11 protein-coding genes are annotated in these 13,560 nt (G+C 69.3%); 3 read left to right on the top strand and 8 right to left on the bottom strand.

The genetic code is table 11. From position 1 onward, the window contains the following. A partial coding sequence (locus DRB06_RS05865) for an integrase core domain-containing protein (RefSeq protein ID WP_146750810.1) occupies window positions 1–279 on the top strand: 279 nt, incomplete at its 5' end. Between the two features lie 77 nt (window positions 280–356). On the opposite strand, the gene DRB06_RS05860 is transcribed toward DRB06_RS05865, so the two are convergent. The 6 genes from DRB06_RS05860 to DRB06_RS05835 form a co-directional block, all read right to left on the bottom strand. Continuing rightward, complete coding sequence (locus DRB06_RS05860; protein ID WP_108967413.1) at window positions 357–1,223, bottom strand: RNA methyltransferase; 867 nt, start codon at window positions 1,221–1,223, stop codon at window positions 357–359. Then, window positions 1,220–3,211, bottom strand: coding sequence for an ABC transporter ATP-binding protein (locus DRB06_RS05855; protein WP_111819366.1), 1,992 nt, complete (start codon window positions 3,209–3,211; stop codon window positions 1,220–1,222). The genes DRB06_RS05860 and DRB06_RS05855 overlap by 4 nt, the downstream gene beginning before the upstream one ends. Continuing rightward, the gene (locus tag DRB06_RS05850) at window positions 3,208–4,962 is read right to left on the bottom strand and encodes an ABC transporter ATP-binding protein (protein ID WP_111819365.1); all 1,755 of its coding nucleotides are present in this window, start codon (window positions 4,960–4,962) and stop codon (window positions 3,208–3,210) included. The genes DRB06_RS05855 and DRB06_RS05850 overlap by 4 nt, the downstream gene beginning before the upstream one ends. Window positions 4,963–5,034: 72 nt before the next feature. Then, complete coding sequence (locus DRB06_RS05845; RefSeq protein WP_108967420.1) at window positions 5,035–6,264, bottom strand: SPFH domain-containing protein; 1,230 nt, start codon at window positions 6,262–6,264, stop codon at window positions 5,035–5,037. Window positions 6,265–6,349: 85 nt separating this feature from the next. Continuing rightward, window positions 6,350–6,802 (bottom strand): NfeD family protein, encoded by a 453-nt coding sequence (locus tag DRB06_RS05840; protein ID WP_073331592.1) that lies wholly within the window; start codon window positions 6,800–6,802, stop codon window positions 6,350–6,352. A 59-nt stretch (window positions 6,803–6,861) separates the two neighbouring features. Beyond that, window positions 6,862–7,644, bottom strand: a complete 783-nt coding sequence (locus tag DRB06_RS05835; RefSeq protein ID WP_073331589.1) for an ABC transporter ATP-binding protein — start codon at window positions 7,642–7,644, stop codon at window positions 6,862–6,864. Window positions 7,645–7,706: 62 nt separating this feature from the next. Between DRB06_RS05835 and DRB06_RS05830 the strand changes: the two genes are divergently transcribed. Beyond that, window positions 7,707–8,417 carry a hypothetical protein gene (locus DRB06_RS05830; RefSeq protein WP_108967422.1) on the top strand — a complete coding sequence of 237 codons (711 nt, stop codon included), beginning with the start codon at window positions 7,707–7,709 and terminating at the stop codon, window positions 8,415–8,417. A gap of 12 nt (window positions 8,418–8,429) precedes the next feature. On the opposite strand, the gene DRB06_RS05825 is transcribed toward DRB06_RS05830, so the two are convergent. Both DRB06_RS05825 and glgA read right to left on the bottom strand, forming a co-directional pair. Then, window positions 8,430–10,580: a glycoside hydrolase family 3 C-terminal domain-containing protein gene (locus DRB06_RS05825; RefSeq protein ID WP_108967424.1), complete on the bottom strand. Its 2,151-nt coding sequence runs from the start codon at window positions 10,578–10,580 to the stop codon at window positions 8,430–8,432. A 201-nt stretch (window positions 10,581–10,781) separates the two neighbouring features. Then, the gene (gene glgA, locus DRB06_RS05820) at window positions 10,782–12,014 is read right to left on the bottom strand and encodes a glycogen synthase (protein WP_108969731.1); all 1,233 of its coding nucleotides are present in this window, start codon (window positions 12,012–12,014) and stop codon (window positions 10,782–10,784) included. A gap of 201 nt (window positions 12,015–12,215) precedes the next feature. Here glgA and glgC point away from each other — a divergent pair, with 201 nt between their 5' ends. Then, window positions 12,216–13,460 carry a glucose-1-phosphate adenylyltransferase gene (glgC, locus tag DRB06_RS05815; RefSeq protein WP_111819364.1) on the top strand — a complete coding sequence of 415 codons (1,245 nt, stop codon included), beginning with the start codon at window positions 12,216–12,218 and terminating at the stop codon, window positions 13,458–13,460. Window positions 13,461–13,560 lie beyond the last annotated feature (100 nt).

The raw sequence follows: 13,560 nt of genomic DNA, 5'->3' as shown, positions 1-13,560 counted from the left end.
AACTCGCTCTACAAGGCCGAGCTCATCCGCAACCACAAGTACCTCGACTCCCACGGGCCCTGGGAGGGCATCGAGGACGTTGAGCTCGCCACCGCCCAGTGGGTGCACTGGTTCAACACCGTCCGGCCTCACTCCGCCATCGACATGCACAGCCCCGTCCAGCACGAGCAGGCATACACCCCACCACCACCAGATACCACCGACACCGCCGACGCCCAGGACGTCGGCGAGCAGACCACCACCAACCAACTCCAGCCGGCAACCACCGGCGCCAGATAAAACACCCTCTACGAAACCCGGGGCTTGACAAACCCCCTCAAGCACCACGTTCACGCCAATAACCCGCAGTCTCGAAGCTATGCCCGCAGCGCCCAGAAGGCGACCGCGGCGGCCGCGGCCACGTTCAGGGAGTCCACTCCCCCGGCCATGGGGATGCGCACCACCGCGTCGGCGGCGGTGATGGTGCGCCGTCCCAACCCGTCTCCTTCGGTGCCCAGCACCACGGCCACCCTCCCCTCCGGGTCGGTGCAGGCCGGCGAGGCGGCGAAGTCGTCCAGGCCGACCGAGTCGTCGGTCAGGGCCAGGGCCGCCACCGTCCAGCCGCCCACGTGGAGTTCATCCAGGGCGGGCCAGCGGTCGATGCGCGTCCAGGGCACCTGGAAGACGGTACCCATGGACACCCGCACACTGCGCCGGTACAGCGGGTCGGCGCAGTGCGGGGTGACCAGCACGGCGTCAATACCGAGCGCGGCGGCGCTGCGGAAGACGGCCCCCACATTGGTGTGGTCGACCAGGTCCTCCAGGATGGCGATGCGCCGCGCCCCGCCCCCGCCGCGCGCCCGGGCCAGCAGCTCGGTGACGCCGGCCAGTGCGGGGCGGTTCATGGCCGCCAGCGCGCCCCGGTGCAGGTGGAAGCCGGTCAGGGTCTCCAGCAGTTCCTCCGGGGCGATGAACACGGGGACCCGGCCGCCGTCGTCGCGTCCATCGCAGCCGCTGGCGGCGGCGATCACCGGGCGCATCTGCTCCCAGTGACGCGGCGCCATCAGGAAGGAGCGAGGTGCGTGCCCGGCGGCCACGGCCCGGGTGATGACCTTGGTGGACTCGGCCATGTACAGGCCGCGCTCGGTCTCCAGGCGACGCCGCAGCGCCACGTCGGTCAGGCGCGTGTAGTCGGCCAGACGGGGGTCGGCGACGTCGTCGAGGGTCTCAAGCGGGATGATCACAGGCGGTTGCCCCGGGGGTCCCGGCCCACTGCGGCCAGCAGCGGGTCGACCTGAACCGCGGGCTCGTCCTCCCCCTCCGGACCGGCGAACTGGCTCTGGTAGAGCTCGTAGTAGGCGCCCTGGGCGGCCATGAGGGTCTCGTGGTTGCCCTGCTCGACGATGTCGCCGTGCTGCATGACCAGGATGGTGTCGGCGTCGCGGATGGTGGACAGGCGGTGGGCGATTACGAAGCTGGTGCGTCCCTGCCGCAGTCCGACCATGGCCTTCTGAACCAGCAACTCGGTGCGGGTGTCCACCGAGGAGGTGGCCTCATCCAGCACCAGGATCTGCCGGTCGGCGAGGAAGGCGCGGGCGATGGTGATCAGCTGCTTCTCACCGGCGGACACGCCCGCCCCGGAGTCGTCGATGATCGTGTCGTAGCCGTCGGGCAGGGAGCGCACGATGTGGTCGACGCTGGCGGCCCGGGCGGCCGCGCGCACCTGCTCGGGGGTGGCGTGAGCGGCGCCGAAGGCGATGTTCTCCCCGATGGTGCCCTCGAACAGCCAGGTGTCCTGCAGCACCATGCCGATCTGCGCGCGCAGTTCGTTGCGGGCGAGGTCGCGGGTGTCCACGCCGTCGAGCGTGATCGCACCGCCCTGCGGGTCGTAGAAGCGCAGCAGCAGGTTCACCAGGGTGGTCTTGCCGGCGCCGGTGGGGCCGACGATGGCGACGGTCTGTCCGGGCTCCACCGTCAGGTTCAGGTCGGTGATCAGTTCCGTGTCCGGGCTGTAGGAGAACTTCACGTGATCGAAGACGACGCGGCCGGCCACTCGCTCCGGCAGGGCGCGGGTGGCGGTGTCGTCCTCCTCGGGGGCGTCCATGATCTCGAACAGCCGCTCGGCACTGGCAGCACCGGACTGCAGCAGGTTGGCCATGGAGGCCAGCTGGGTGATGGGCTGGGTGAACTGCTGGGAGTACTGGATGAAGGCCTGCACGTCGCCCAGGGTCATCTGGCCGTTGGTGATCTTGACACCGCCGATCACCGCGATGATCACGAAGTTCAGGTTGGAGACCACGCGCATCGCCGGCTGAATGGTGCCGGAGATCCACTGCGCCTTGTAGGAGCCGTTGTACAGGCGGTTGTTCTCCTTCTCGAACAGGGCGTTGAAGGTCTCCTCGGAGTTGAACAGGGCGACCGCCTCGTGGCCGGTGAAGGCCTCCTCGACGACGCCGGACACGTCACCGGTGGCGTCCCACTGCTCGGTGAAATGCGGCTGGGCGCGGGAGGCGATCAGCAGCGTGATTATCAGCGCCACCGGCAGCGTGGCCAGGGAGATCAGGGACAGCTGCACGGAGACCGTCAGCATCATGGCGAACACGCCGATGACGGTGATGATCGAGTTCAGCGCCTGCGAGAGCGTCTGCTGCAGGGTCTGGGTGATGTTGTCGACGTCGTTGGTGACGCGGGAGAGCATGTCGCCGCGGGAACCGTGGTCGATGTAGGACAGCGGCACCCGGTCCAGTTTGGCGGCCACCTCGGCGCGCATGCGCTGGCCGGTGCGCTGGATGACGCCGGCCAGGATGTGGCCCTGCAGCCACAGGAACAGGGCCGAGAGCACGTACAGGGAGAGGGTCTGCAGCAGGATCACCATCAGGGCGTGGGTGTCCAGGCCCTGGCCGACGACCACGTCGTAGGCGGAGAGCATGTCCGCGTAGGTGTCCTGGCCGGCGCTGCGCAGCACCTGCGCCAGCTCATCTCCGGACAGCCCGTCGGGCAGCCCGAAGTTGGCCAGCAGCTTGCCCAGCACGCCTTCGAAGATGACGTTGGTGGCGCGGGCGATCACCTTGGGGGCGGCGACGTTGAGGACGACGGCCGCCGCGGTCAGCACTATGACGGCGCCGATGCGCAACCGCTCGGGCCGCAGCTCGTGCAGCAGGCGCCGCCAGGTGCCGCGGAAGTTCTTCGCCTTCTGGTTGGGGGCCCGCCGGGGCCCGGGTCCGTGGCTCATGCGGCCTCCTCGGCGCTGATCTGGGACAGGACGATCTCTGCGTAGGTGGGGCAGGTGTCCATGAGTTCGTTGTGGGTGCCGACGCCGACGACGTGTCCTTCATCCAGGACGACGATCTGGTCCGCGTTGCGCACGGAGGCGACGCGCTGGGCGACGACCACGATGGTCGCCCCGCCGGTGGCCTGCGGCAGGCCGGCGCGCAGGCGGGCGTCGGTGGCGTAGTCGAGGGCGGAGAAGGAGTCGTCGAAGACGTACACGCCGGCCCGGCGCACCAGGGCGCGGGCGATGGCGAGCCGTTGACGCTGGCCGCCGGAGAAGTTGACGCCCCCCTGGTCGACCTCGTGGTCGAGCCCGTCGTCGAGGGCCTGCACGAAGCCGGCCGCCTGGGCGGCCTCGAGGGCCTGCCACAGCTCGGCGTCGGTGGCGTCCTGCCGGCCGTGCTGCAGCGTGGAGCGGATGGTGCCGGAGAACAGGTAGGCCTTCTGGGGGACCGTGGCGACGTTCTCACGCAGCTCGTGCGGGTCCAGGTCGCGCACATCGACGCCGTCGACACTCACCGACCCCTCGGTCACGTCCAGCAGGCGCGGCAGCAGGTTGGCCAGGGTGGTCTTGCCGGATCCGGTGGAGCCGATGAAGGCGGTGGTGGTGCCCGGGGCCATGTCGATGTTGATGTCGGCCAGCACGCGGGAGTCCGCACCCGGGTAGCGGAAGGTGACGTTGTCCAGCTTCACGTGGCGGCCCCGGGTGCCTGCGGCGCCGCCGGGGGCGGGCAGGTGTGTCGGTTCGGCGGGCGCCTTGATGGCGGGATCCACGGCCATGACCTCCTGGAAGCGGCCCGCGGCCACCTGGGCGCGCGGCAGGATCGTCACCAGCATGACGGCGATCATGACGGAGAAGAGGATCTGCATGATGTAGTTCAGGAAGGCAGTCAGGTCGCCGACCTCCATCTGCCCGTCGTTGATGCGCAGTCCGCCGAACCACATCACGCCGATGGAGGCGAGGTTCATGATGACGGTCACCGACGGCATCAGGATGGCGAACAGGCGTCCGATACTCATCGAGGTACGCGTCAAGGAGTCGTTGGCCTCGGTGAACACCTGGCCGCGTTCCTTCTGCCGCACGAAGGCCCGGATGACGCGCACGCCCTGGATCTGCTCGCGCATCACCAGGTTCACCCGGTCGATCCGGGACTGCATGACTTGGAAGTGCGGCAGCAGGCGGCTCATGAGCACGCCCACCACCACCAGTAGCAGCGGGATCAGCACCAGCAGCAGGGCGGACAGGGGCACGTCCACGCGCAGCGCCATGACGGTGCCACCGACCAGCATGATCGGCGCCATCAACATCATGGTGCTGGCCATGAACACCACCATCTGCACCTGCTGAATGTCATTGGTGGAGCGGGTGATCAGGGAGGGCGCGCCGAAGCGGGACACCTCCTCCAGGTTGAAGCGCTGGACGTGGTTGAAGATGTCCTTGCGCATGGCGCGTCCGAGTCCCATGGCCGCCCTGGAGGACAGGTAGGTGCCGATGACGGCGACGACCCCCTGGACCACGGTGATGGCGAGCATCTGCCCGCCCAGGGACCAGATCTTGTCCGTGTCCCCCGTGACCACGCCGTCGTTGATGATGTCGGCGTTGAGGGTGGGCAGTGATAAAACGGCGATCGTCTCGATGATCTTCAGCAGGAAGACGATCGCCAAGGAGCCCGCATAGGGCTTGAGGTAATGACGAAGTGTCTTAAGCAGCACTCGGAGAGGCTACCGCGAGCCGCCCAATGGGCATGTGTCTATTTCACTGTCGGCACAGGGTTGGGGCGCGTCTCACGCGCCCCGGCCCGACGGCGGAATCGACGGCGGCACGTCGTCGTCGGAGGCCGGCGCCTCGGCGTGGCGGCCCGAGGTGGGCGGTGTCGCCGTGGCGGGGTCCGCTCCGGCCTCGGGGGCGGCGGTGGCAGGGGGCTGCTGTGCGGGCGCGGACGTGTCTGCGGCCTCGGCCTCCTGGGAGGCGGAGGCGGCCTCACCGCGGGCCTGGGCGAGTGCCTCCTCGGGGGCCTGCAGGCTGGTTTCGGCGAGGTCTCCGGCGATGTCCAGGCTGGACTCCATACCGGAGACGTCCACCTTCACGTCGTCGTCGGTGCCGGTGGTGAAGGCGGCCGAGCCGGGGCCGCCGGCGGCGGACTTGCCGCCCAGGGCGCCGGCGATGCCGTCCAGCGCGGCGGTGAACTCGGTGGGCACGATCCACATCTTCGAGGAGGAGCCGTTGGCGATCTTCGGGAGGGTCTGCAGGTACTGGTAGGCCAGCAGCTTGGGGTCGGCGTTGCCGCGGTGGATGGCGTCGAAGACCTGCAGGATGGCGCGGGACTCACCCTGCGCCTTGAGGATGGCGGACTGGGCCTGACCCTCGGCCCGCAGAATCGCGGACTGCTTGTCACCCTCGGCGGTGAGGATCTGGGACTGCTTGACGCCCTCCGCGGTCAGGATGGCGGCGCGGCGGTCGCGCTCGGCGCGCATCTGCTGCTCCATGGCGCCCTGGATGGAGGCGGGCGGGTCGATGGACTTCAGCTCCACGTTGGACACGCGGATGCCCCAGCGGCCGGTGGCCTGGTCCAGGACGCCGCGCAGCTGGCCGTTGATCTGGTCGCGGCTGGTCAGGGTCTGCTCCAGGTCCATGGCGCCGATGACGTTACGCAGGGTGGTGACGGTCAGCTGCTCGATGGCCTGCAGGTAGTTGGCGATCTCGTAGGTGGCGCGCTTGGGGTCGGTGACCTGGTAGTAGATGACCGAGTCGATGGACACCACCAGGTTGTCGGAGGTGATCACCGGCTGCGGTGGGAAGGAGACCACCTGCTCGCGCAGGTCCACGGTGGTGCGCACCCGGTCGATGAAGGGCACCAGCAGGTGCATGCCGGCGCCGTATTCGGCCTGGAACTTGCCCAGCCGCTCGACGATGATCGCGTAGGACTGCGGGACGATCTGCACCGCCCGGAACAGGGCGACGATCACCAGCAGCAGTATCAGTACAAGGATGACGAGGATCGCGGTCTCTAGCACTGTTGGCCCTTTCGGTCGGTTGTGAGCGGCAGCTTACGCGCCTATGCGGCAAATCGTTACCGGCTGCGCCGGGTTCGGTGGCTTGCTACTGGGGGACGACGACGGCGACGGCGCCGTCAATGGCGACTACGCGCACGCCCGCCCCGGGGTCGACGTGCGCGGCGGTGTTGGAGCCGTAGGCCTCCGGGGTGTCGGCCAGGCGGGCGCTCCACTCCTCGCCGTCCAGGTTGATGCGCCCGTCGCGCGCATCGATCACCGTCAGGGCGGTCGCGCTGCGGCCGATGCGCGCCTCGGCGTTGGTGCGCATCTGCGGGGTGGTCGCCGCCAGGTGCCGCTTGGCCCAGGGCCGCACCGCGAGCAGCAGCAGCGCCGCCACCACTGCGAAGACAATCGCCTGTACCCAAACCTGGGCGCCCAGGGCGGCCGCCAGGGCGCCGCCGAGCGCGCCGCCGGCGAGCATGAGGAAGGTCAGGTCCGCCGTCGCCGTCTCGATGACGCCGAGCACGAGGGCGGCTCCGATCCACCAAAGCCAAATCATCGGGTCCTCCTCTGGTTATGTGTGCCCCGGCGAATCGGGGCGGGACTGACGTAAAGGATTCAGGCGCCGCGGGCGGTATAGCGACCGCGGTCCTTGGTGATCTCCAGCGGGAGACCGAAGGTGGTGGTGACGACCTCACCGGTCAGCACCGTGTCCAGCGGCCCGGCGGCCACGGCCCGGCCACCGCGCAGTGCGAGGCCGTGGGTGAAGCCTACGGGTATCTCCTCCAGGTGGTGGGTGACCAGCAGCATCGACGGGGCGCCCGGGGCGGCCAGGATCTCGGTCAGCGCCGCCAGCAGCTGCTCGCGTCCGGCCAGGTCCAGGCCGGAGGCGGGCTCGTCCAGGATCAGCAGCTCCGGGTCCGGCATGAGGGCGCGGGCGAGCTCAATGCGCTTGCGCTCTCCTGAGGACAGATTCGCCCAGGTCCGTTCCGCGAGGTGACCGGCGTCGAGGGCGGCCAGCAGCGCGCGGGCGCGTTCGACGTCGAAGTCGTCGTACTCCTCGCGCCACACGCCGATGGAGCCATAGGAGGCGGACAGCACCACCGACAGCGCCGTCTCACTGCCCAGGACTCGGCCGGCCAGGGCCGAGGAGGCCAGGCCGATGCGGGGCCGCAGCTCGGACACGTCGACGCGCCCCAGCCGCTCCCCGAGGATGTCCACCGCGCCCGCGGAGGGGAACAGCCTGGCCGAGGCGATGCGGGAGATGGTGGTCTTCCCGGCTCCGTTCGGGCCCACCAACACCCAGTGCTGCCCCTCCTCCACGTGCCAATTCACGTGGGAGAGGATCTGGGTGGTGCCGCGGTGGAGCGAGACGTCGTCGAAACGGAGCACGCTGGTCATGGGCTCAGCCTATCCTGCGCGCCACTGCGGCCGCCCACCATTTGGCGCTAAGGTGCGGCGACATGGATCCGCTTGCACTGCCCGTCTCCGTCCTGCTGGCCCTGTGGGCGCCGCTGCCCTCCTCCCAGGGGCGGGCGGTGGTGCAAGGCCCAGACGGCGTGCATGAGGCCCTCGACGGCGCCTCCCCGTGGGGACTGGGACGCCTGCCCCTGGAGCAGTGGGTGGCCGACTTCGGCCCGCTCGCGCGGGCGAGCGCGGTGCTGCCCTCCCCCGCGGACCCACTGCCGGGTCTGGCCGCCGCCATCGAGGTCGGCGAGGGCGTGGTCCTCGAGGCGGTCACTGGTAGGCACGTGCTGCTGGTGCCGTGGGTCGCGGGCGCATCGGTGGCCTGGCAGGTGGAGGAGATGACGGCGCCGCTGCCGCCGCTGGACGCCTCCCAGGCGCGGCGCGACGTACACCGGGCCACCGAGGCGGCGATCGACGCGCTGATCAAGTTGGATCTGGCCCGCGAGCGCCCCGAACTGGCCGACACGCTCAACGACGTCGTCACCGCCGTGCTCGACCCGCGGTTGCTGCCGCCCGGCCTGGACGCCCGCCGCCGCACCCTGCTGGAGCGTTCTCTGCGGCTGCGGGCGATCTGCACCCTGGCCCTGCAGGACGACGGCGCGGCGGCGACGGCGCTGCAGGCCGAGCGGCGCGCCGCCATCCTGCGGCCGCTGCTGGCCACCGCCCGCCAGGGGGTTGCCGCCGCCACCGAGTGGTGGGCGCACTGAACCGGCCGGTGCTCAAGCGCGCAGGGTGATCGCCTCGGCATCGTGCGCGTGGAAGCAAACGTCGAGTTCAACCGGTCCGTCGGCCAGGGCAATCCGCTTGACCAGCGGGTCCCAGGCGCCCAGCTGCGTGAGACGCACTGGGACGTCCACCTCCGCCGTCCTTCCCGCCGGGACCGCCACCGTGGCGAAGCCGAGGAGCTGGGTCTCGTCGGCGTGAGTGCCTCCGCGCCCGTACACCTGGACGACCTGGATGCCATCGCGAGCACCGGTGTTGGCCACGCGGGACCTGACGGTGAGTACGCGTTCCGCCCCCGTGCCGGTGGAGGCGGCGATCTCAGCCGCCTCGAGCCGATAGCGGGTGTAGGACAGCCCCCAGCCGAGCGGGAATGCCGCCTCGACGCCGAGGCGATCCAGCAACCGCTGCCCGTGCCATCGGTCGTAGGTCACCGTGGTCCAGTCACGATCGAAGTCCGGCAGATGAGCCTCGCTCGTGGGAATGGAGAAGGGCAGGCGCCCTGACGGGTTGGCCCTGCCGAGGAGGATGTCGGCGAGCGCGTGGCCGCCCTCCATGCCCGCGTACCACATCATGACGATGGCAGGAGCCTCGTGGCGCCAATTCTCCATCATGATGGGGCCGGCGCCGACCAGTACAACCACCGTACGCGGGTTGGCGGCAGCAACGGCCCTGATGATCTCCTCATCGACCTCACGCAGGGTCAGACGGGAACGGTCGCCCCCATAGCCGGCGGTCATCACGGCGTTGGCCTCCCCGGTCGGTGCCTGCGCGCCTTCGGGCAGTGGGGGGAAGAGATCGAACAGTACCGGGTCGTGCATAGTGTCGCCGCCAACCCACTCGCCCTCGTCGTGCTTGTCGAAGCCGGCGACGACGATGGCCACGTCCGCCTGGGAGGCGGCTCTGGCGGCCGCCTGCGGGTCATCATCCTCGACGAGCAGGATGCGGGCGTTGGGGCAGGCGGAGCGGATGCCGTCGACGGGCGTGACATGGCTGGGCGGATGGACCATGGAGGAGCCCGAGTCACCCATGTTCTCGGCCGTTGCCAGCCGCCCGATCACGGCGATCGTGTCCAGACGCGACGACAGCGGCAGAATCGGGTCGCCGTCTATGGCCTCGTTCTTGAGTAGGGTCATGGCGCGTACCGCGGCCTCGCGGGCGAGGGCGCGGTGCGCTTCGGCGGCGAGCAGGGAGTCGTCCTCGGGGACGTCCTCACGCAGGGCGTAGGAGCGCAACTGGGCCGCCAGCAGCCGCAGGCCCGCGCGCCGCACCATCTCCCAACTGGTCTCGCCGCTGTCGAGCTGCCGGCCCAGGTGCTCGGCGCGCTGCTGCGCGAAGGGCTCTTCGAGGTCGAGTCCGTTGTTGAGCGAGGTCGCCGCGTCTCGCAGGCCCCAGATGAAGTCGGAGACGGTGATGCCGTCCCAGCCCCACTGGTCACGTAGCACCTCGGTGAGCAGCTTCCGGTTCTGTCCGGCCCACTGCCCGTTGACGGAGTTGTAGGCGCTCATGATGGCGGCCACCCCCTCATCGGCCACCCGCTTGAAGTGGGCCAGATACTGCTCGTGCAGGCTGGCGTCGTCGATGGTGACGTCGACCTGGAATCGCTTGTTCTCCATGGAATTGAGTGCGTAGTGCTTGGCGCAGGCCATGGCGTAGCGCTGGATTCCCCGCGTCAGTGCGGCGCCCATCTCCCCCAGGATGCAGGTGTCCTCGCCGTAGGTCTCCTGGATTCGTCCCCAGGCGGGGTGCCGGGGCAGGTTGATGCACACGCCGCCGAAGAAATTGCCGCCTATGGCGCGCACCTCGGTGCCGATTGCCTCACCCACACGCTCCTCAAGGTCCACGTCCCAGGTCGCTCCGCGGGCCATGGACACGGGGAAGGCGGTGCCGCGGCCGCTGACGCAGCCGCGTGGGCCGTCGACGAAGCGCGTGCCGGGGATTCCCAGCCGCTCGACGGCTCCGTGAACGTAGGGGGCGGAGTTGTAGCCGACCTGCATCATATCGGCCATGCCCTGCCAGAACGGCACGTCGCCGTCGAGGAGCCCCAGCCTCTCATCGGCAGTGAGTCGGTCATAGAGGCCGGCGGCCTCGACGAAGGGGTCGGCTCCGTCGCGGACGGCTTTAACGGACTGATCGAAGGGGGTGGTCATGATGCTCCTCACGGTGACGGCGTCATCCTTGACCCGTCAGACACGCCAACAGATTGGTTGATCGATACAACTAATGTAGTCCTCGCCCCGCCCCCTCGCAAGGGCGAATCATTACCGTCTCCCGCGCACCAAGAAACCGATGGCGGCGGCACCCCGAGGTACCGCCGCCATCGCTCACCGCTCATCGCGCAGTCGGCGTCATCACCGCGGGTTGGACAGCGCCCAACGGTAGACCTCCATGGTGCGGTCGGCGATCGCGGTCCAGGAGAAGTGCTCCTCCACCCGCTTGCGGGCGGCCGCACCCATCTGCTGCGCCTTGTCGGCGTCCATGACCAGCTCGGTCAGCCGGTCGGCCAGGTCGGTGGCGAACTGCTCGGGGTGGATGGGGGTACCGGTGCCGTCCTGCAGCTGCTCGATCGGAACCAGGTAGCCGGTCTCGCCGTCGACGATCACGTCCGGGATGCCGCCGGTGGCCGAGCCGACCACGGGCAGCCCCATGGCCATGGCCTCGAGGTTCACGATGCCCAGGGGCTCGTACACCGAGGGGCAGACGAACACGTCGGAGGCGGCCAGCACGGCCTGCAGTTCGCGGTGCGGGAGCATCTCCTCGACCATGATCACACCGGTGCGCTGCCCCTGCAGGGCGGCGACGGCGGTGTCCACCTCGGCCTTGATCTCGGGCGTGTCGGGAGCGCCGGCGCACAGGATCACCTGAACCTGCTCGGGCAGCTTCTCCACCGCGCGCAGCAGGTGCGGCAGCCCCTTCTGCCGGGTGATGCGGCCGACGAAGACGACGGTGGGGCGGGAGGTGTCGATGCCGTAGCGGGCGCGGACGTCCGCCGCCAGCGCTTCAAACTCGGCGTCGTCGGGGCGGGCCCAGCCGGCCAGGTCGATACCGTTGTGGACCACCTTGACGCGTTCGGGGTCGACGTTCGGGTAGGACTTCAGGATGTCGGCGCGCATGCCGTTGGACACGGCGATGATCGCGGAGGCGCCCTCGTAGGCCTGACGCTCCGCCCAGGAGGACAGGGCGTAGCCGCCGCCGAGCTGCTCGGCCTTCCAGGGGCGCATGGGCTCCAGGGAGTGCGCGGACAGCACGTGCGGGATGCCGTAGAGCAGGCCGGCCAGGTGGCCGGCGAGGTTGGCGTACCAGGTGTGGGAGTGGACGATGTCGGCGCCCTCCACTCCGGGGACCATTTCCAGGTCCACGCCGAAGGTGCGCAGGGCGGCGTTGGCGCCCTCGAGTTCGGCCACCTCCGGGTAGCCGGTCACGCCCGCGTCGGCGCCCTCGGTGCCGGGCTCGCGGGGGCCGCCGAAGGCGTGCACGCGCACGTCCGCGAGCGGCCGCAGCACCTTGGCGAGCTCGTTGACGTGCACGCCGGCACCGCCGTAGATGAAGGGCGGATACTCCTTGGTCAGCAGGTCGACTCTCAGTCCGTCACTGGTGTTGGTGTCTTCGGTCACAGCGCTCTCCTTCTTGGTCGTGCACCCGTGCACATCCGGCGGGCATTGTCGCACGTCACACAGTATCGCCGACCGGGGTTCACCGCGCGGCTTTTCCGCCACGGGGAGATCGTCCGATTCAGTCGCTCGAATCCCCTCCCAAGATGACGAAAATCACCGTAAGGTGGCCCCATGGCTTCTCCTCGCGTCCTCGCAATCATCCTCGCCGGCGGTGAAGGCAAGCGCCTGATGCCGCTGACGGTCGATCGGGCCAAGCCCGCCGTGCCCTTCGGCGGGATCTACCGGCTGATCGACTTCTCACTGTCCAACATGATCAACTCCGGATTCCTGAAGGTGGTTGTACTCACCCAGTACAAGTCGCACTCACTGGACCGGCACATCTCCAAGACCTGGCGCATGTCGGACATGCTGGGCAACTACATCGCCCCGGTGCCCGCACAGCAGCGCGTGGGCAAGCACTGGTTCCTCGGCTCGGCGGACGCCATCTACCAGTCGCTGAACCTGGTTGAGGACGAGCGGCCGGACTACGTGGTCATTACCGGCGCGGACAACATCTACCGCATGGACTTCTCCCAGATGCTGGACCACCACATCGCCTCCGGCCTGCCGTGCACCGTCGCCGGCATCCGCCAGCCGCGTTCACTGGCCGACCAGTTCGGCATCATCGAGTCCGCCCCGGAGTCCCCCGGCAAGATCAAGGCCTTTGTTGAGAAGCCCAAGGAGACGCCGGGACTGCCGGACTCCCCCGATGAGGTGCTGGCCTCCATGGGCAACTACATCATGAACGCCGACGCCCTGACCGAGGCGGTCACGATCGACGCGGCCGACGACTCCTCCAAGCACGACATGGGGGGCAACATCGTCCCCTGGTTCGTCAACCAGGGCGCCGCCGGCGTCTACGACTTCAAGGACAACGAGGTCCCCGGGGCCACCGAGCGCGACCGCGACTACTGGCGCGACGTCGGTACGGTCGACGCCTTCTACGAGGCCCACCAGGACCTGATCAGCGTCACCCCCGTGTTCAACCTGTACAACAGCCGCTGGCCGCTGTACGCCGGCTACACCAACGCCATGCCGCCGGCCAAGTTCGTCTACGGGCACCACGAGCGTCTGGGCCACGCCGTCGACTCGATCGTCTCCCCCGGCGTGATCGTCTCCGGTGGTGAGGTCATCTCCTCCGTGCTCTCGCCGGAGGTGCGGGTGAACTCCTGGTCCTCGGTGCGCGAGTCCGTGCTGATGGATGGGGTGAACGTCGGGCGCAACACGGTCGTCAACCGCGCCATCCTGGACAAGAACGTCGTCGTCGAGGAGGGCGCCATGGTCGGCATCGACCCCGAGCACGACCGCGAGCGCGGCTTCACGGTCACCGAGTCCGGTATCACCGTCGTCGCCAAGGGCCAGCGCGTCGTGCGCTGATCGGCCTGGCCGCCCAGCGGCCTGATGCGGACCGCCGCCCCGGGATCCTCACGGTCCCGGGGCGGCGTCGTATGCGGCGGGGCGGCGTTGGCTACCATCC

It is taken from the genome of Actinomyces sp. Z5, assembly GCF_003287795.1.
Classification (GTDB): Bacteria; Actinomycetota; Actinomycetes; order Actinomycetales; family Actinomycetaceae; genus Actinomyces; species Actinomyces glycerinitolerans.
Note: the sequence above shows the minus strand (reverse complement) of the source record. Positions and strands in the feature narration are given on the sequence as shown.

Bases quoted from the DNA above. Each gene is read 5' to 3' on its own strand.
- DRB06_RS05855 (WP_111819366.1), bottom strand. From the start codon at position 3,211: ATGAGCCACGGACCCGGGCCCCGGCGGGCCCCCAACCAGAAGGCGAAG.
- DRB06_RS05840 (WP_073331592.1), bottom strand. From the start codon at position 6,802: ATGATTTGGCTTTGGTGGATCGGAGCCGCCCTCGTGCTCGGCGTCATC.
- DRB06_RS05835 (WP_073331589.1), bottom strand. From the start codon at position 7,644: ATGACCAGCGTGCTCCGTTTCGACGACGTCTCGCTCCACCGCGGCACC.
- DRB06_RS05830 (WP_108967422.1), top strand. From the start codon at position 7,707: ATGGATCCGCTTGCACTGCCCGTCTCCGTCCTGCTGGCCCTGTGGGCG.
- DRB06_RS05825 (WP_108967424.1), bottom strand. From the start codon at position 10,580: ATGACCACCCCCTTCGATCAGTCCGTTAAAGCCGTCCGCGACGGAGCC.
- glgC (WP_111819364.1), top strand. From the start codon at position 12,216: ATGGCTTCTCCTCGCGTCCTCGCAATCATCCTCGCCGGCGGTGAAGGC.